This window comes from Aliivibrio friggae, assembly GCF_057368515.1.
Genome location: NZ_CM170649.1, coordinates 286025 through 305386 on the forward strand (window position 1 = coordinate 286025; position 19362 = coordinate 305386).

The 19362-nt window shown below is 39.4% G+C and carries 14 protein-coding genes; 13 read left to right on the top strand and 1 reads right to left on the bottom strand.

Going from position 1 to position 19362, the window contains the following annotated elements; genetic code table 11:
- The 13 genes from AC2INI_RS14795 to AC2INI_RS14855 all read left to right on the top strand — a co-directional run bounded on the left by AC2INI_RS14795 (position 1) and on the right by AC2INI_RS14855 (position 18215).
- The gene (locus AC2INI_RS14795; protein ID WP_122032215.1) at positions 1-2112 is read left to right on the top strand and encodes an SLBB domain-containing protein; all 2112 of its coding nucleotides are present in this window, start codon (positions 1-3) and stop codon (positions 2110-2112) included.
- On the top strand, positions 2112-2819 hold the full coding sequence (locus AC2INI_RS14800) for a CpsD/CapB family tyrosine-protein kinase (protein WP_122032216.1): 708 nt from the start codon (positions 2112-2114) through the stop codon (positions 2817-2819). The genes AC2INI_RS14795 and AC2INI_RS14800 overlap by 1 nt, the downstream gene beginning before the upstream one ends.
- A gap of 2 nt (positions 2820-2821) precedes the next feature.
- Positions 2822-4360 (top strand): SpoIIE family protein phosphatase, encoded by a 1539-nt coding sequence (locus tag AC2INI_RS14805; protein ID WP_486306246.1) that lies wholly within the window; start codon positions 2822-2824, stop codon positions 4358-4360.
- Between the two features lie 45 nt (positions 4361-4405).
- A complete protein-coding gene (locus AC2INI_RS14810; protein ID WP_486306247.1) occupies positions 4406-6673 on the top strand; it encodes a response regulator in 2268 nt (755 codons plus the stop codon).
- Between the two features lie 68 nt (positions 6674-6741).
- Complete coding sequence (locus AC2INI_RS14815; protein ID WP_122032821.1) at positions 6742-8220, top strand: sigma-54-dependent transcriptional regulator; 1479 nt, start codon at positions 6742-6744, stop codon at positions 8218-8220.
- The gene (locus tag AC2INI_RS14820; protein ID WP_486306248.1) at positions 8201-9229 is read left to right on the top strand and encodes a glycosyltransferase family 4 protein; all 1029 of its coding nucleotides are present in this window, start codon (positions 8201-8203) and stop codon (positions 9227-9229) included. Before AC2INI_RS14815 ends, AC2INI_RS14820 begins: the two co-directional genes overlap by 20 nt.
- Before the next feature lie 175 nt (positions 9230-9404).
- The gene (locus AC2INI_RS14825; protein ID WP_486306249.1) at positions 9405-10682 is read left to right on the top strand and encodes a glycosyltransferase family 4 protein; all 1278 of its coding nucleotides are present in this window, start codon (positions 9405-9407) and stop codon (positions 10680-10682) included.
- Positions 10679-11842 carry a glycosyltransferase family 4 protein gene (locus tag AC2INI_RS14830; protein ID WP_486306250.1) on the top strand — a complete coding sequence of 388 codons (1164 nt, stop codon included), beginning with the start codon at positions 10679-10681 and terminating at the stop codon, positions 11840-11842. The genes AC2INI_RS14825 and AC2INI_RS14830 overlap by 4 nt, the downstream gene beginning before the upstream one ends.
- Complete coding sequence (locus tag AC2INI_RS14835) at positions 11839-13281, top strand: lipopolysaccharide biosynthesis protein (protein WP_486306251.1); 1443 nt, start codon at positions 11839-11841, stop codon at positions 13279-13281. Before AC2INI_RS14830 ends, AC2INI_RS14835 begins: the two co-directional genes overlap by 4 nt.
- Positions 13278-14714, top strand: a complete 1437-nt coding sequence (locus AC2INI_RS14840; protein WP_486306252.1) for an O-antigen ligase family protein — start codon at positions 13278-13280, stop codon at positions 14712-14714. Before AC2INI_RS14835 ends, AC2INI_RS14840 begins: the two co-directional genes overlap by 4 nt.
- Before the next feature lie 102 nt (positions 14715-14816).
- Complete coding sequence (locus AC2INI_RS14845; protein ID WP_486306253.1) at positions 14817-15584, top strand: acyltransferase; 768 nt, start codon at positions 14817-14819, stop codon at positions 15582-15584.
- Entirely contained in the window at positions 15574-16719 is a 1146-nt protein-coding gene (locus AC2INI_RS14850) for a glycosyltransferase (RefSeq protein ID WP_486306254.1), read from the top strand. The genes AC2INI_RS14845 and AC2INI_RS14850 overlap by 11 nt, the downstream gene beginning before the upstream one ends.
- On the top strand, positions 16716-18215 hold the full coding sequence (locus AC2INI_RS14855) for a GumC family protein (protein WP_486306255.1): 1500 nt from the start codon (positions 16716-16718) through the stop codon (positions 18213-18215). The genes AC2INI_RS14850 and AC2INI_RS14855 overlap by 4 nt, the downstream gene beginning before the upstream one ends.
- Here the strand turns inward: AC2INI_RS14855 and AC2INI_RS14860 are convergent.
- Positions 18139-19347 (bottom strand): BamA/TamA family outer membrane protein, encoded by a 1209-nt coding sequence (locus tag AC2INI_RS14860; RefSeq protein WP_486306256.1) that lies wholly within the window; start codon positions 19345-19347, stop codon positions 18139-18141. The two genes, AC2INI_RS14855 and AC2INI_RS14860, sit on opposite strands and share 77 nt — an antisense overlap.
- Positions 19348-19362 lie beyond the last annotated feature (15 nt).

Sequence of the window (19362 nt, forward strand, 5' to 3'; positions counted from 1 at the left end):
ATGCGTATTTTTCAAATAGTTTTGTTCATTTTAACGTTAAACACCTCTCTCCTAGCTGTTTCCAATGAAACGAACAATCATGTCAGAGTGGGTGATGTCATATCCATAATGCTACCAGGTGAGGACTCTCTAAATAAAGATTTTCAAGTCGATAAACAGGGACGCGTTATTTTACCTGAAGTAGGTCCTATTTTTGTGGCAGGAAAAACGGAAGCCCAAATGGTATCTAGCATCACATTAAGTCTTAAAACCATATTACAAGATCTCACTAATCTTCAGGTCTTTATTAGTAAACGTCAGCTAATCATCAATATTCAAGGTTATGTAAAACAGCCGGGGGAATACACTTTAGCGGATGGTGACTCTGTTCAACTCGCTCTTTATGCTGCCGGAGGCCTACGATCTGGCGCTCAATTAAACCGTTTACAACTTCGTCGAGCAGATAAAGTTACCACCTTTAACTACAAAGCCTTTTTAGATTCAGGTAACCAATCTCTTCTTCCTACGCTTCAATCATTGGATACCCTATTTATCCCCGCTTCTCCTATGGTAGGTAATATTGAACAAGAGTTTGATCCTGCAAAACTGTCTCAAGCCGGTGATGCTGCGGATGGAAAAAAAGCCATCAAGGTGTTTGGTGAGGTGAATTCACCGGGGACATTCTCATATAAATCTGGGACCAATCTGGTTGATGTTCTTATGAGAGCTGGTGGCGTTACTCGTTATGCTGGTGTAGAGCAGATTCGAGTGATATCTAAAAATCAACCCGCTTTATTTAACCTTAAACGCTATTTAGATACGGGAGACTCGAGCTTATTACCGCCACTCGAAGTGGGTTCCACTATTTTTGTCCCAAAACAAGAAGAAGAAATTAAATCTGGTTCAAACATGGTGTATGTCATGGGTGAGGTAGCAAAACCCGGTGCTTTTGAAGGAAAAAAAGGCGCAACTTTTATGGATATTTTAGCCAATGCCGGTGGCCCAACACGTTTTGCTGAATCTCGCCAGATCCGTGTAATAAAAGCCAACGGAGCTGTGATTAATTTTGATTTATCTGGATATACCGAAGGAACGAATTATATGCGTCCCCCTGCGATTGCAGCAGGAGATGCTATCTTTGTTCCTGAAAAAACCGACATGAACGAAAAGTCATGGTTAAAAATCGCGCCAAGCCGTGCCGTACGAGTACTAGGTGAAGTACAACATCCTGGTCGTATTGAATGGTCAGATGAAATGTCATTTCTTGATTTATTAGCGCATGTAGGCGGCCCAACATTACGCGGAGATACCACGCGAATTGAAATTGTTACCCCAGACGCCAGTGGCAAAAATCACGTTTATACGTTTAACCTAGATACCTTTATCTCAAAAGGTAAACCCGATTCAGCATTGCCTACCATTCGTGCAGGAGCGACCATTCGAGTTCATGATTTACCACAAGATCCATCAGATAATAAATCACAATGGGTACGCCAAAGCTCTGATAGCTCAATTTATGTCTTTGGTCAGGTCAATGCCGCAGGTCGTTACCGTTTTACCAACGACATGCACTTTTTAGACATTCTATCAGCCGCGGATGGACCAACAATGGATGCCGATATTCATAACATCCGTATTACTCATAGAGACAAAAGTTACGCACGAGTAAGTAAATTGAATCTGGCTTTATATTTTGAAACTGGTGATGAATCTCTGCTACCAAAAGTGAAAACAGGCGACACCATTTACATTCCTGAAAAAAACCGTATTTGGGTAGATGAAAGTAAAGAAAGCACCATCCGAGTATTAGGTGCGATTAATAAACCCGGCCGTTACCGTTTTAATGATTCAATGACGCTACTCGACCTACTTGCCGAAGCTGGCGGGCCAAGTGATGTCGCTTACCTTGAAAAAATCAGTGTTGTAAATCACGCACTAGATGAAGGGCAAGCAAGAACCTTTGATCTTGTTAAATTTAGCCGTACTGCCGACTTTAGAAGCATTCCCGTACTCAGAGCTGGTGATACCGTCTATATTCCAAACAAAGACGAAAGCACTATGGAGCAAGTACGTGTTGTAATGAAAGATGTTTTCCAAGTGGTCGCAACCATCGCCTTAATAGGAGCACTATAATGAGAATTCCTTCGTGTCATATGGAAATAGAGCAGGTGTTTTTACAATTAGAAAAACACGAATGCCACTCACTGTGCATTACCTCCACTAACCCAGGTGAGGGGGTAAGCTCTCTTGCTCAAGCCTTAACTGAAAGGCACTTACTTGCAGGTTATCGCACACTTTTGGTTGATTTAAACTTGCAAAATCCGAGTTTAACCGCCTTATCTTTAGATCTTACAATTAATAATAATGAGGCGGATACATCACATTGTTTAAGTTATATCGAGCATAATTCTCAAGTCGTTCTTGGCGTTCCTGTGCCACAAAACAAAGCACAAATAGTTGAGTTACGTCAGCCAAAAAAGTTAAGTGAGCAAATAAAAAAATGGCATGAAGAGTTCGACAAAATAATCATCGACAGCTCTGCCCTCTCTCAATTAAATGCCAATAACATCCCAGCACAAAGTATTGCAGGCTGCTGTGATGGCACCATAATGGTCGTGTTATCAGGACAAACATTACAGACCGAATTAAAAGAAGCATTAACATCATTAGACAATCATCACGCGAACCTCATCGGTCACGTTTTCAATGATAAATATCAACCTCGACTAAAAAATGAAATTTGCAGAAAAATTGAGCGACTACGCTTTCTTCCCAAGATAATAACCAACAAGCTAATTACTTTTGTTCAAAATAATCGATTCTTATCTACCGTGGTGTAATTATGACTGACGCTATTTTACTTTTTGAAAATACCCAACCAACTTCACTAGAGTCAGTTAGAGTGCTACGTCAATCGCTGTCTAAAATACTTGATCAATTAGATCTACAACAAACATTCAAACACCAATGTTTACTTTGTTTTTCTGAGTGGAGTACCAACCTTGTACTTCATCCTAATAAGCCAAGCCTATACCTTACTGTCGCCTTAAAAAAAACCAAAACTCATTGGCAACTGAGTGTCACAGATGATGGCGAAGCTTGGGATCCAACCTTAAAAGAAAAACAGAATGACATTGGTGACTTTTCATTAAAATGCAATGGCCGTGGCATTGATATCATTCAAAGCCAAACGGATAATATTAATTACCACAGTACTGAAAAAGAAAATGTATTTACCATGAGGTGGAGTCGCGAAGGAGAGCAAAAACGACCTCGCCTTCTTATCGTAGAAGATGACGCCATCCAATGTAAGCTATACCAAGCTTATCTTCGCGATCAGTTTCATGTCGTGATTAAAACGAATGGGGAAGAAGCCCTAAACTTCCTCAAAGATGAAACGGTTGATTTGATAATTTCAGACATTCAAATGCCAAAAATGGGCGGATTAGAGTTAAGACAACGCTTAGAATCAGAAAATACCTTTTCTATTCCCTTTATCTTTTTATCTCGCCTGCAAGATAACAATACTTTAATGGATGCCGCCGATCTTGGTATTGATGATTATCTAGAAAAGCCGATTAAAAAAGAAACCTTAATCCGTTCAATATCGCGAGTACTTGCTCGATTTAATCAAGTGTATCGTTCACTTTCACAGCAAGTAAATCAAAAAATAACACACACGTTATTACCGCAAGTAACGCTTAATTCTTCCGACTGGAAACTAGCAATAAGACAAAGAAATACAGGCCATGGTGGTGGCGATTTTGTATTATCAATGAGCGACGAAAACACCACTCAATTGCTGCTGGCTGATGTTATGGGCCATGATGAAAGTGCTAAGTTTTTTGCTTACGCTTATGCCGGTTACATTAGAGGCTTGATGCAAAGCACCAAACGAAGCCAACCAGCTCAATTACTCTCTGTATTGTCAGATAATGCCTTTAACGATCAACTGCTATCTCAAACTATGTTGACCAGTTGCTGTGTCAGCCTGACAAGTGAGTCCTCCGTGAAAATGAGCAGCGCCGGACACCCTGCTCCGCTTCATATTAAAAAATCAGGTCCAATATCTCAAGCAACCCTAACCACAATATCAACCGAGGGGACCTTGCTTGGTTTACTGCCTCATACCCAATACAAAGAAACAGAAGTTACTTTACAAAAAGGCGAGCGACTTGCTCTATTTACCGATGGATTATTTGAATCCGGAAACTCAATATCAGAACGAGAAACATTAGAAAAAGCCATTAAAGAACAGCTTATTAATACGATTAATTTACCTTTAGAGACCGCTATTGAAACCGTAATGCAGACTTTCGATTCACTGGCAGGTACACCACCAAACGATGACGCTTTATTACTTATCATTGAAAAGCAATAGCTCGGTATGCACTAATTGTAAACACGTAAGGTCAAGGAGTTTATTATGACATTCAGACTTAAAACCATCATTAGTATTACGATTATTCAGAGCCTTATGTTACTGGTTTTAGTCTTTAGCTCTGTCAAATTTCTCTCTGATTCTAGTGAGCAACAGCTGCTTACCCGATCATCTGCCACTCTACATATGTTCACCAAAGCCATAAAAGAGCCCTTAAATTCAGGTGATAAGAAAGCCATAACAACGTTAATGAATGATCTCATCGCTCTTGGCAAAATTTGTTATGTGAAAATATACGACGCTAACGGAGATCTTATTACAAAAGGAGGCCCTAAATTACACGAGATCCCAAATCCGGACAGCCCAATTTTACACAATGCTTCAGATGGTAGTTATGACATTCAAGCTGTAATAAAGAATGGAGATATACCTCTTGGTAAAGTCGAAGTTGGGTTTGGTACTCATGGAATGAACACCTTTTTAGCTAAATCAAAATCGTGGATATATACGATTGCATCTATTGAGTTAATCTTCGTTATTGGGCTCTCTTTTTTGCTCGGAAATCTACTAACTCGTAATTTACAAAAATTAAAAATTGCCGTTAATACGGTAAAAGAAAAAGGTCCGGGTACACAAGTCGATATTAAATCAAGCAGAGACTTAGAAGAAATCGCGCAAGCCTTTAATTCAATGTCCTACAATCTTGAGCAAGGCTACCATAACTTACAAAAAGCAAAACAAGAAGCAGAAACAGCCAATGAAAGTAAAAGTCGATTCTTAGCATCAATGAGTCATGAGATCCGAACACCAATGAATTCAGTGCTCGGTATACTTGCCATTTTAAAAGAAAGTAAACTAAAGCCAAATCAGCAAGAACTGGTTGAGACCGCCACCGACTCTAGTGAACTTCTTTTATCAATAATTAATGATATTTTGGACTTTTCTCGAATGGAAGCGAACACCTTTTATTTGAGTAATCATACCTTCAATATCCATGAATGCTTGCAGCAAACTCTGCATAGTTTTCAAAACCAAGCGGACAAAAAACAACTGCAACTGTCGTTATCATTATCTGATAGTGTCCCTGAATACGTGAGCGGTGATGTAAATCGCTTGCGTCAAATTATGCTTAATCTCATCGGAAATAGCTTAAAATTTACCGATAGTGGCTTCATTCTTGTTACGGTTGATGTTCATCCTATTAATGACCGGCTTCAACTCACTTGTACCGTTAAAGACTCTGGCATAGGTATTAAAGCAGAACAATTAGAATCTCTATTTGAAGAGTTCACCATGGCAGACAACAGCTTCGCTCGTTTTCACGAAGGTTCAGGATTAGGATTAGCCATAACCAAACGACTTGTTAATCTAATGGATGGTGACATCAAGGTAAAAAGTGAGCATCAAAAAGGCAGTGAATTTACATACCAACTTATGCTTGATCTCTCAACAGCAGAAGAAATAGAAATAATACAAAATCATAAAAAACTACCACATACCTTGATCCCTAAAAGTACAAAAATACAAGCTCAGATACTTGTTGTGGAAGATAACCATGCCAACCAAATTGTTATAAAAAACACATTACATTATGCTGGTTACGAGATTGATATAGCGAATAATGGGAAAGAGGCGATCTCCATGAACCAAGAAAAAGCCTATGACTTGATTTTTATGGATATTTCTATGCCTGGGATGGATGGAATGATCGCCACAAAAAATATCAGATCACTCTCGAAAAAGCACAAAAAAATGCCTATCATAGCCTTAACAGCTCACGCACTTTCTGGGGATAAGGAACGATTTATTGATGCTGGAATGACAGATTATTTGTCTAAACCATTTAATAGAACCAAACTATTAGAGTGTATCCATCATTATTTATCGCGCGCCGAGCATGATGTAACAGAAGAAGGATCTAGTGTGCATAATATACAAAATGACAAGGCCCCTAACGAGCTAAAGTACATCGATGAAGATGTTATTCAACAAATCATCCGAGATACAGATGCGAGTGTCATGCCTGAATTGATTACGTTTTACATTATCGAATCAAAAGTACGAGTCGATACCATAAACAAAGCAGCAAAAGAAAAAGACCTCTACGCTCTCGAATTTGAAGCTCATACCTTGGGAAGTAGTGCGCTAACTCTCGGAAACATCGCTTTATCTGCAATTGCACGTGAAATTGAACTACATTGTATACAACAACAATTTGATGAAGCCCTTGAAAAAGCAGCATTATTGCCAGATATCGCCAGCAAATCATTTTTGGCATTAGAGAAACGAAATGCTCGAGGCTTCACAGAATAAAATTAAGCTAGCAGTATCATAAATAGATTGGATAATTAAAAATTGCTAGGAAAAACAGGATGTTGCTTATGCTACAAAAAGTACTATTAGTTGAAGATTCAACTTCTTTGGCCATTCTCTACAAGCAATACGTTAAAGATGAGCCCTATGACTTCTTTCATGTAACCACAGGCGGAGAAGCCATTGAATTTATGAAAAAGAATCCACCGCAGCTGGTGATTCTTGATCTAAAATTGCCTGACATGTCAGGGCAAGATGTACTTGCATGGATGAAAGAAAACCAATTACCTACCGCCGTTATCGTCGCAACAGCTCACGGTACCATTAATATTGCCGTGAATTTATTACAAAGTGGCGCTGATGATTTTATTGAAAAACCAATTCAAGCCGACCGACTCAAAACCTCTATTCGAAACCACCTTAAACAAGCAAAACTTGAAGGCTTAGTCGAAGATCTACAAAACACATTTAATCGAAAAAAATACCAAGGTTTTATTGGCTCAAGCCTTCCTATGCAAGCGGTTTACAAGATTATCGATGCTGTTGCCCCTACAACTGCCAGTGTCTTTATTTATGGTGAAAGTGGAACGGGTAAAGAAGTATGCGCTGAAGCTATTCATTATCAGAGTCAGCGTCATGATAAACCTTTTGTTGCCATTAACTGTGGCGCAATCCCTCGAGATCTGATGGAAAGTGAAATTTTTGGTCATGTAAAAGGGGCATTCACTGGTGCAACAACAGATCGAAAAGGGGCCGCCATGCTTGCCAATGGGGGAACACTCTTTTTAGATGAACTTTGCGAAATGGAATTGGAAATGCAGAAGAAATTACTGCGTTTTTTACAAACAGGTCGATTCACCCCACTAGGCGGAAGCAAAGAACTCAGTACCAATTTACGCATTATTTGTGCAACCAACCGTGACCCATTAACAGAGGTTAACGAAGGGCGATTTAGAGAAGATCTCTATTATCGTGTTCATGTTGTTCCTATTCAAATGCCACCACTGCGTGAGCGCGGAACAGACATCATCGATATTGCAGCTTTCTTCTTAAAAAAATACGCTAAAGAAGATAAGAAAAAATTTACAGCCATAAAGCGAGACGTAGAGCTGATACTTTGCAACTACCCATGGCCAGGCAATGTTCGACAATTGCAAAATATTATTCGTAATGTCGTGGTACTGCATAATGAAACTCACGTAACGGTTGAGCATCTGCCACCACCACTTAATCAACCGATCACAAAACCGGCTGCTAAACCCCAATTAACAAGCACTCAGAAACCGGTAACACAACAACCTCAAACAACTTTTGAGAAAACGGTAGTTACAGCTCCAATTGAAGCGATTGAGGCAAGTCACCCTAGCAGCACAACAAGTACCAATTCAATTCGTCCAATGGCTGATATAGAAAGAGAAGTGATACAGAATGCCATTGATCACTGTGATGGTAACGTCCTTAATGCGGCAGTATTGCTTGAACTAAGTCCATCAACTTTATATCGAAAAAAACAAGCGTGGGAAGCTTATGAAGAGTCAGATTCATAATCAAAAAAATGAAATCTGGTTATTTCTAGATAGCCGAGATGTGGGTGGAATTGAATCCCACATCTTGCAACTTGCGCAGGGATTAAAGCAATTTCAACGATCTGTTCGGGTTATCTTTCTCTGTAAATATGAACAAAACCACCCACTCACCATAGCACTAAATAACGCGAATATTTCTTATCGTTTTTTAGATGGTAGATTACGTGATCTTTTAGATTACACTCGACATCATTGCCCTAGCGTTATCCACTCTCATGGGTACAAGGCCGCAATATACTCTCGATTACTACGCTTATCCTTACTGACATCTCATCAAAAAATACGATTTATTAATACCTTTCATGCTGGTGAGATTGGCAAAGGAAAGCTGGCCTTGTATGACATGTTCGACCGGTGGAGTGCGCCATTTTGTCATCATAATTTTTCGGTCAGTGAGCTAATAAACCAACGAATACCTACTCAAACTACGGTATTAAATAACTTTATTAATACCGAAGGTCTCAATCAGTCATCAGGTAATCAAATTGCGTTTGTGGGACGCCTAAGTCATGAAAAAGCTCCCGATAGATTCATCGAACTAGCAAAGAAACACCCTGATTACCCTTTTCATATTTACGGTTCAGGTCCGATGGGGCAAGAGCTGACAAAACACATTCCAAATAACGTAGTTTTTCATGGACATCAAGATTCAATGGACACCATTTGGAGTGATATTGGCTTACTGATTATCTGCTCTCGCTACGAGGGGCTACCGATGACTGCATTAGAGGCGATGGGAAGAGGAATACCGGTAATATCAACTCCTGTGGGTAATATGAGTAAACTCATACAGCCAGAAATGAATGGATGGATCGTCGAGCCAGAAGACTTATCTAAAACGCTCTCTCACTGGCTTGAGTTATCACCTATTAATAAAGTTGAAATCCAACACGCAGCCCAACAGACCATTGAAAAACAATTTTCTAGCAACACAGTCATACCGCAAATATTAAAAGTATATGAGGTATAACTATCAAATTTTTTCCTAACTCTTTTCTCAAATTGATAAATAGATTCTCAATTTGAGAAAGCTAATATATACACATAATAATTCCCTTTAAAAATCAACAAAATACTAACAATTACAATCTGGCACTGCCCTTGCTCTATCTCTTATATCAGAGAGAATACGAGGAAGGTGTGCTATGGAAAAAACAACAAAAACAACCTTACTGTTTGTTCATTATGGTGATGATTGGATCCGTGGTTCTGAAGTCTGCTTAATCAATCTAATTAAAAGCATTAATCACCAAAAATATAACTGCATTTTATGGTGTAACCAACAGCGCCTTGTTGATCAGGTTGAAAAGCAATTAAGTGCGAGTTATGTAACCCCCTTTACTTTATTACTTGGATGGCAAGCCCCTCGTTTCTCTTTCTTAAATTGGCACGATTTCTACCAACAAGGAAAAGAGATAATAAAGTTCCATCAGGTCGACTTAATTCACTGTAATAGCGCAGCTCCATGCCAGTGGATGAATATGGTCGCTCGTCATACTAAAACGCCATTAGTTACCCACCTTCACACTCAATATCCATTGCGTGATCGCCTAAGTTTAGGCATTCATCTTAGTCCTAAATTGGTAACTGTCAGCAATGCGATTGGTCAAAGTTTATTACAAGATGGTTATGATGAAAATGGAATAACAACAATCCCAAATGGCATAAATACCAACAAACTAAATAATCAACAACCCACATTATTACGTGACCAATTAAATATTGATAAGAGCGCCTTTGTTCTTGCTACCTCTGGATCACTAATTCATAGAAAAGGCGTTGATTTAATTATTGAAAGCCTAGATAAAGTTGATGCTGTCATGCTTAACATCCATCTCGTTATTATTGGCGAAGGGGAAGAAAGAGCCCGACTTGAACATCAAGCAGAACAACTGAATTTAAGCAACAATGTGCATTTTTTAGGGGAGAAATGCAATGTAGTCGGCCTATTAAAAAGCAACATTAACGCTTATATAAGTGGGGCAAGAGATGAAGCTTTTGGCTTAGCGTTAGTCGAGGCCTCATTAGCTCAATTACCCGTTATTGCACCTATGGTTGGTGGCATTCCAGAGGTGATCAGCCATTATGAAACAGGATTACTAACCCAACCAGAAGACAGTGATTCTTTTGCCAAAGCGATTATGGTGTTTATTCATAACCCTCACCTTGCTGAGCAGATGGGCAGAAAAGGAAAAGAAACCGTTTACCGCTATTTTTCTCTCTCACAATACACCAAACAATTTGAAGCTGTGTATGAAGAACAACTAAGCACAACAGCAACTACCCCCTATGCACGCCCATTAACACAAGCGCTTCACCCTGTATTCTCAAATCTAGCTTATATATCTAACCTATTAATTGGTAAGATTTTCTCTTCAAGTTCAAGTCCTAAAGATCTTCCTAAACAAGGAGACAAATCATGAATAAACCCAATCATATTTTAGTCCTTGACCCAATTACGTATGCAGGTGGTTCAAAAGTCGCCACTCGTGAAATGTTGGATTTACTTGATCGTAAAAATAACCGCATAACCATCTTAACGACGAACCCAAGCTCTTGGTTATTAAGAAATGTCGAAATTATTAAGATGACTCACCCTAATTGGCTACCAATTTCTGAGTATGGAAAAAGCTATTGGGCTAGACAGCTTTATTTCTGTTTTTGGTTACTATACACAAGACTATTTTACGGAAAAATTGATGTTGCCGTGGGAGCCTCTGGCCCTGGTATTGATATGCCTATTTATATTATGAAGTGGTTTTTAGGCTATCAAATTACGCAACTTATTCACGGTCCTGTTGGCTTATCTCGCTCTATTGGTTTATGCCTTTGCCATGCTGAGCATGTTTTTTATCTTCAAAGTACTTATCCCTCTTTGCTTGCTGCACTTAAGCAGGTATGGCGAAAAGAGAGCGCATCAGTCCAAATGGAAAGACAAGAACAATTACTGGCAACCCATCACTTTGAACCATTTGTTAATGGGATAGGTGAAAAAAACCGCCCAAGCTCATGCCAATATCGATCACCAAGCCTGTTTTGGGCCGCTTCAATTTTAAAATGGAAAGGGTTGGATTTACTGTTAGAAACCATAGAGAACATTCCTACGAATGAGCGAATTCCAACAAATATCTGTTATTTAACCCCTGAAAACAACGCACTACCGACAACTAAAGCACCAAGAGATATAGAAGGAATAATTTGGCACCATCAACCATCCAACTTAAACACCTTACGATCTGAGGCCAATATTTTTGTTTCGACCAGTCATCAAGAACCTTTTGGACTATCTATCTTAGAAGCACTCATGGCCGGTATGTGCGTCATTATCCCTTCTGATGGTGCTTTTTGGGATTTAATCTTAACTCACAATAAAAATTGCCTGAAATACAAACCTAATGACATGAGCTCCTTACAGCATCAGCTATCAATAGCAAATGGTAATCTAAATCTCATTACACAATTAGGTCAATCAGGTGCACACCTATCTCAAGGCTATCAAGCAGAAAAGTGCTATTTACCAATTAAATTAGCCATGGAAAAACGCTCGATTACCTCACTGGCTTTAAATGAGGTGAAACAATGAAATTACTTTCTTTATCACCCGCATTAAAGAACATGGCACTTTATGGCAGCAGCATTGTATTAATGAAAGGGGTATCTCTTTTTATGCTGCCTTATATTGCTAATCACATATCTCAACATGAGCTAGGACGCTTAGAGTTATTATCAACCTTTGCAATGATATTAAGCGTAATTTTAGGATTATCGCTACATGAAGCACTGTATCGCTTTGCTGGTGCAGAGCAAGACCCACATCAAAAACGACGGATCACAGGTGAAATATTTATCCTTACTATGATTGTTGGTGCGATTGCTCTTCCTATCATTTGGTTATTAAGCCCCTTTATCAGTGAATGGAAACCAGAATACGCCGACACTATTGAGTTAGAACTACTATTAATGCCTCTGGCTTTTGAAGGTATGGTTGCCGTTGTTCTTGCTTCATTAAGAATGCGAGAAAAAGCCCAACTGTTCTTTTACTTAACCACTGGCCGCGCTTTGCTTCAAGCTGTATTAACCGTAATTGTGCTTTATCAGGGTTATGGCGTTACTGCTATTCTATTCGCTGGTTTTATCAGTGCTGCTCTGCAAGTCGTTGTACTTGTCTATCTACAAACCAAACAGAACAAAAAAGTACATAATACTGCTTATCTATTTAACAAAGAAATGATGACTCTTTGTATTCCTTACTGCTTACCTCTAATGGCCAGTGGCTTAGTCGCTTTTGGATTAAATGGATTTGAGCGATGGATATTAGCTGAGAACACAAGCTTTTCTGATCTTGCTCTGTATGCTGTTGCCCTAAAATTTGCCTTAGCATTAACCTTATTAATGCAGCCCTTTTGTATGTGGTGGATGCCTAAACGTTTTGACTATTTGCAATCACGAGGAAAAGCAATTACCGCTAAAATGACCCAAAGCAGCCTTGTTTTACTGTGCGGGTTAACCGTTTTAGTTTGCTACTTGGCTCCAGTATTAATTGAGTGGTTAATGCCAGCAAGCTATCAACAAGCCAAAACTATCGCCGTTGCCTTGATCATCGTTTCAGCAATTAAGGAATTAAACGAATTAATCAACCTTGGTGCATTAGCAGAGAAACAGACTAAAAAGTTATTATGGATTAACTGTTTTGCCACAGGGCTTGGCATGATTGCTATTCTAATGCTTACACCTATTTACGGCGTGAATGGCGTCATTACCTCCCTAATCTTAGCTCAAACAATGCGAGTAATACTCACCTTTATACTCTCTCAGAGCGCTCATCCATTACCTTACTCGTTGGGAAAATTAAGCGTGCTATTACTAATTACCAGTGTGTCCATTGCGCTAAGTCTTTCTTCATTTTCTGTTGGTATTCAGTTAATGATGGCGGGACTCTGCACCACCTCAGTGGTTATTTTTGCTTCGCAATTACAATTAATTACTTTACCTAAGAATGAACAAGGTGAGAAATTCCTATGAATATGAATAACGCGCCACTTCAATCAAAACCGTTGCAATGGTTTACAGCGATCATCTGTTCACTGTTTGCCGGAGTATTATGGCGCTTATTTCCTCACCCTGCACTTGTGGTTGTTTTGGGGATTCTTCCTCTTGCTGTGCTTTATACACTCAATCGTCCCTTCTTAATGGTACTGTTCTTTGTGATATTTTCTTTTTTCCGTATTCACGAAGTCTTTCCTCAACTTTATAATTTAAAAATTCCCCTACTATTATCATTAGGTTCTTTGGCCGCTTTAGGCTGGCAAGTGGGAATAACTAAACAAATAAAGCTGTTTTGGTGCCGAGAATTTACCTTATTAAGCTGTTTTTTACTGCTCGTTATTCTTGGTATTGTGTTAGCGGGGAATCGCCCTATTGCTATTGAGTATTTCAAAAATATTTACTGGAAAATCATCCTAATGACATTCGCTATCGCCGTATTAGTCCGAAGCCCTCAGCAGCTTGCTTTTACTCTAAAAGCCATCACCATCGCAGGTGTCTTAGTCGGTATTGTCGCCATTCAAAACAAGTTAGGAGGTATTGGCTTAGTAGAAGAAACCCGAGTGACCATAGGTCGAGAGTTAGGATCTATGCTTGGTGATCCTAATGATCTTGCTCTTGTATTGATGTTCCCTACCTCATTTGCCGTTGGTTTATTGGTGACACATCAACTACCCTGGCATCAGCGTATGATTGGCTTTATCGCCATTCCCATTTTATTTTGGGCGGTGATGGCAACGCAAAGTCGAGGTGGGTTACTAGGTATGATCGCAGTCTTTGGGATCTATGGATTACAAAGAATAAAATCAAAAGTGCTATTAATGACGATAGCTGTCATTGCTGGTGGGATTTTATTTGTGGTTGCTGGGATCTCTGATAGATCATCAGGAGGTGCAGCAGAAGCAGGGGTTGATGCATCTGCAATGGGACGTTTATACGCATGGGAAGCCGCTTTTAAAATGGCAGTAAGCAACCCTATAACTGGCGTAGGTTTAGATAATTTCTATTCCAATTACTTTTATTATAGTCCTCATTGGGATGGGTTAAACCATGCAGTTCATAGTACTTGGTTCGGCGTACTTGCTGAAACAGGCTTCCTTGGGCTCAGCGTTTTTATTGCTTTAATCGTCGTTCTAATCAAAAGTGCCAATCGAACATTACAATCAGTAAAAGCAGTACAAGATAAAATCAATCCTGCCATTTATACGAGTGCCCAAGCCGTTTTCGCAGGCTTAATTGGTACCATAGTATCAGGCACTTTTTTAACTCAAGGTTTTAATTGGCCGATTTATATTTTAGCCGCTTTAGTGGTTGCAGTGACTAAAACCAGTGAGATTGCGCTCAATAAAATAGAGATAGATATGAGAGAAAGCGAAATTCAAAACGATTCTCAAAATGAGAAAAACCAGTAAATTAAAAATACAGACCTATAACACACTGAAAAACAATCAGAAAATAATTGGCACAATCCATGAAACACTCTTTATAAGAGTTATCAAAAAAGGAATGCCATTATGAGTACATTATCTGTCTATCGCCTAAAGCAATGGCTAAAAAATGGTGAGAGCCCATTAGCAACAACGCTATTTCACATTGCTAAAGCCATTCGTCACTTTGAGCTACCAACGCCTCAAATACTTAATAAGCTCTTTTATGGACTACATAAAACCATCATTACTCAATGGCAAGCTTTTACCCATCTTGTATTTTATGTTCCTGCATTTAAAGGGCGATTAAATAGCTATGGTAAACGCACACTGCTATACGGCGGCTTGCCCTTTTTTAGCGGCCCACTGACGATGACCATAGGTAATGATTGTCGCATCTCAGGGCAAACTACCTTTAGCGGTCGTACAAACTCAGCTAACCCCACTCTCACCGTAGGCGATAATGTCGATATTTGTTGGCAAACCACCATTGCGGTTGGTAATAAAGTGGTGATTGGCGATAACGTACGTATTGCGGGGCAAGGCTTCCTATGTGGCTACCCAGGACACCCAATTGATCCTACAGAACGAGCACGTGGTAAAGCCGATTTAGACAGCCAAGTCGGGGACATTATTTTAGAAAAAGACGTATGGCTTGGTTCTCGAGTTAGTATCATTGGTAATGTGACGGTGGGTGAAGGTACCATTGTTGCCTCTGGCAGCGTGGTAACCAAAAGTCTGCCCCCCTTTGTATTAGCTGGAGGAAACCCTGCAAAAGTCATTAAACCTCTAGATATAAGCTCATCAATAACAACCTCAAGCACTAACAAAGAGGAAGTTAATTATGAAGCGTGATCTTATTGTTTTTGGCGAAGATTGGGGTGGTTTGCCCTCTAGTACCCAACATTTAATTAAACAACTGTCACTGACTCGTAAAGTGATTTGGGTAAACTCGATTGGATTACGCCAACCTAATTGGTCTTTGCATGATATTAAACGAGTGTGGACTAAACTGACAAAAACCACCACAGACATCAAAGAAGAAAATCAATCGGCCCCTTTTCAAACCGTGAATTTAAAAACAATTCCAGCACCAAAAGGAAGGTTTACGCGTTGGGTAGCCAAGCAGCTAATTGTTCAGCAATTAAAACCGATCATAAAAAAAGCCCTACTTCACCGTCCAATCTTATGGACTTCTCTTCCTACTGTTGCTGATATTTGTGGCAGCCTAGGTGAGTCAGGCATTGTGTATTACTGCGGAGATGATTTTGGTGCATTGGCTGGTGTTGATCATGACGTTGTTCTTCAACATGAACAAAAACTCATACAAAAATCAGACCTAATTCTCGCGGCGAGCCCAACGCTATGCCATAAATTTCCTGAAGAAAAAGTACAATTCTTACCTCATGGTGTCGATTTTACTTTATTTAACCAACCCGTTTTTAGAGCAAAAGATTTACCTAAAGATGGCAGGCCCATTGCTGGATTTTATGGCAGCTTATCAAAGTGGCTCGACTATGCGTTAATTAATCAAATCACTGAAATCAATCCAGATTGGCATTTTGTTTTTATTGGACAAAATGAATTAGCTTATAACCCAATAACACCACGTGAAAATGTACATCTTATGGGACCAAAACCTCATAGCCAGTTACCACGCTACAGTCAGCATTGGCAAGTAAGTCTATTGCCATTTGTCGATAACGAGCAAATAAGAGCCTGTAATCCACTTAAGCTTTTGGAATATCTAGCAACAGGAACACCCATTATCAGTACTGATTTTCCGGCGTTACGTCCTTATAAATCAGCGATTCACACTGTAAATTCAGTAGCTGAATTCAACTCAAGCTTAAACTCTATCCAGCAAGAATGGCTAAAACAGAATAAAGAAGCACTTTATAAACGAACGCAGCAACAAACTAAACTCATCAAGTCACATACATGGCAAGCAAAAGCTAAGCAACTTGAGGCTTGGTTGGAGGCATTATGATCACATTAAGTCAACGTTTTCTTATTATGTTTGAATCAGCATGGCGTCGTCGCTATCTGATCGCTATTCCTATTTTACTGATGCCAATCATTGGATTAGTAATTGGTAAATTGGCACCAAAATATTACGACTCTCATACCAGTATGCTTATTCAAGAAACCGCAAAAATGAACCCTTTCCTTGAGGATTTAGCAGTATCAACCATGCTAAAAGAACGTTTAAGCTCACTACAAACCTTATTGCACAGCCGCCATATTTTAGGGCTAGTCGCTAAAGAAAGAGGCTATGTTCATGAATCAATGTCACCTCAAGCTATTGATAATGCCATTGCTCGCCTATCTGATAGTTTATCAGTCAACATGGCGGGGAAGGATTTAATCCGCATTGATTACCAATCTAACCAACCTGAAGGGATGAAAGAGACCTTAGAAGCCGTGAGCCGTCATTTTACTGAACAATTATTGGCTCCTGAGCGCTCATCAATGAAGGATTCAAGTCAATTCTTATCAGACAATATAGATCAACGCCGTAAAGAATTAGATCTCGCAGAAGGAAGACTTGCTGAATTTAAAAGCCGTGAAAATACCATTCTTCCTGAAATGCAAATCACCAGTTTAGATCGCTTAACCAAGCTCAAACAGCGTTTATATGAGCGTCAAGCAGAGCTTGCTGGTGCAAAAAAACGCTTAGGGTCTATTGACTTACAATTATCAAAAACTAATCCAGTTATCGGTAAAATAGAAGAACAAATCATTCGAATTCGTGGAGAATTAACCCTACTTCAAGCCAAATACACCCCTCAGCACAGTAAAGTTCAGGGCAAATTAAGAAACCTGAATCGACTAGAAGAAGAACGAACTCGTCTGCTCTCTCAAACTCAACCAAGATTAAGTAGTGAGCAACTGTGGGATATTGCCAGCAGCAATACTGTTGAAGATCTTGCCAAAGCGCCACCTATTTTGCTCTCTCAACTTGAGGAACTACAAAAGGCTACTAGTAAAGTCGATGCCTTAAGCGAAGAAACGCGAATTCTCGAAAGCATGATCAAGGATATGGAAGTACAAGCATCGCAATTTGGTGAGAATGAAAAAGAGTTATATCAATTGCAACGAGACTTAGTCTTAAAGCGAGAGCTATACAATGACTTAGTAGAGCGATTTGAAATGGCGAAATTAACTCGCTCTCTTGGTGTCTTTGAGCAAGAAAAACGAGTAAAAATAATAGATAGACCTTATACACCAAATAGTCCATCAAACTTACCTAATATACTCTTTGTTATTGCAGGGTTAATTGGAGGTATTGGCCTTGGTATAGGAATGGCCGTTATTGCAGAGCTATGTGATACAACAATACGAAGAAGAGATGAGATACAACAACTGAGCGATGCGCCAGTGTTAAGCCGTATACCACCTCAACCCGTTAAATGCTTTCGCCTATTCCAAAATAAGCAATCCACTCTTGATCACTGTTATACGTCACGTCCATTTTCAAATTAATACGCTCTTTAGGTAAAATGCTATAACGGTAACCTACACCTATAGCGGTTAACGTATCAGCCTCTTTAAAGGGCACTTTTTGGTATTTCTCACACCAGTTCTGTTGGCAACCATCAACTTGAACTAGTTGCTCACCAAATACTTTTCCTGCTCCAGCAATTGCAACCAGAATGGATTTATCTAACCACTGATAGCCGGTATTTTTGAAAGCATATCGGTATTCAAACTCAACATTGGCTAAATGAGAGGCAGTATAATCACCAACCACAAATCCTCGTTGAATTTCACGACCTTGGCGTCCATAAGTCGTGTAGGCACTGGTTGGTGCATTTTCAGCATCCAGTAAATAACGTCCAACCCATTTCGTAGCTAAGATATGCTGCTCATTGTTATCTAAACTATAATAATGACGATAGTCACCATACAACGACGAATAAGTGTTATTAGGGTCATTACCCATCCATTCGGCATGCTCTTCATAAACCAATTTCCACATCACACCATTATGCGGGTAATAATAATGATCTCTTGAATCCCACTTTATAGACGCTCTTATGCCAACATCCGTTTGAAACTCAGCAGGTAAATCAACAGCAGCTAAAATAATACTATCCGCATTATCTTTACCAATGTAACGAGTTGACTTTATGTTAGAGCCTAATCCTACAAAGAAGTTTTTATGCAGCTTATAAAAAACATCACCATCAATCGATAACTCTTCATGAGCCGCATTTGCTTCAATTTGAAATGCCCCAGTGTCAAGAACATCAAAAGTCATATTGGTATGACTAAACTTAATTTCAGTGGAAGCCTGCAACACGTCATTCATTAAAATAAAATCGGTATTGATTTTTCCGATATAGCTTTCATTTTGCGTATAGATAAGAGATAGGGAAATAGAAGACGCTTCTGAACTTGATTCATCAGGGTAAAAGGCCCAAATAGGCATTACCGTGATACCAGCATCAGTGCTTGGATCATAAAATGGCATGACAACAAAACGAAATTTATCTTCGCGTTCTGATGCAGAAGTTGCTTCAATTGTCGGGTTATTTACATCTATTTCAGCAGAAAGTGCTAAGGACGGTACTGATAAAGTGAGCGCACTTACTACAGTAGAAAACAACTTCATAAACTACCTTACTCC

Bases quoted from the DNA above. Each gene is read 5' to 3' on its own strand.
- AC2INI_RS14850 (WP_486306254.1), top strand. From the start codon at position 15,574: ATGAAGCGTGATCTTATTGTTTTTGGCGAAGATTGGGGTGGTTTGCCC.
- AC2INI_RS14825 (WP_486306249.1), top strand. From the start codon at position 9,405: ATGGAAAAAACAACAAAAACAACCTTACTGTTTGTTCATTATGGTGAT.
- AC2INI_RS14805 (WP_486306246.1), top strand. From the start codon at position 2,822: ATGACTGACGCTATTTTACTTTTTGAAAATACCCAACCAACTTCACTA.
- AC2INI_RS14810 (WP_486306247.1), top strand. From the start codon at position 4,406: ATGACATTCAGACTTAAAACCATCATTAGTATTACGATTATTCAGAGC.
- AC2INI_RS14830 (WP_486306250.1), top strand. From the start codon at position 10,679: ATGAATAAACCCAATCATATTTTAGTCCTTGACCCAATTACGTATGCA.
- AC2INI_RS14820 (WP_486306248.1), top strand. From the start codon at position 8,201: ATGAAGAGTCAGATTCATAATCAAAAAAATGAAATCTGGTTATTTCTA.
- AC2INI_RS14840 (WP_486306252.1), top strand. From the start codon at position 13,278: ATGAATATGAATAACGCGCCACTTCAATCAAAACCGTTGCAATGGTTT.
- AC2INI_RS14860 (WP_486306256.1), bottom strand. From the start codon at position 19,347: ATGAAGTTGTTTTCTACTGTAGTAAGTGCGCTCACTTTATCAGTACCG.
- AC2INI_RS14815 (WP_122032821.1), top strand. From the start codon at position 6,742: ATGCTACAAAAAGTACTATTAGTTGAAGATTCAACTTCTTTGGCCATT.
- AC2INI_RS14845 (WP_486306253.1), top strand. From the start codon at position 14,817: ATGAGTACATTATCTGTCTATCGCCTAAAGCAATGGCTAAAAAATGGT.
- AC2INI_RS14800 (WP_122032216.1), top strand. From the start codon at position 2,112: ATGAGAATTCCTTCGTGTCATATGGAAATAGAGCAGGTGTTTTTACAA.
- AC2INI_RS14855 (WP_486306255.1), top strand. From the start codon at position 16,716: ATGATCACATTAAGTCAACGTTTTCTTATTATGTTTGAATCAGCATGG.
- AC2INI_RS14835 (WP_486306251.1), top strand. From the start codon at position 11,839: ATGAAATTACTTTCTTTATCACCCGCATTAAAGAACATGGCACTTTAT.
- AC2INI_RS14795 (WP_122032215.1), top strand. From the start codon at position 1: ATGCGTATTTTTCAAATAGTTTTGTTCATTTTAACGTTAAACACCTCT.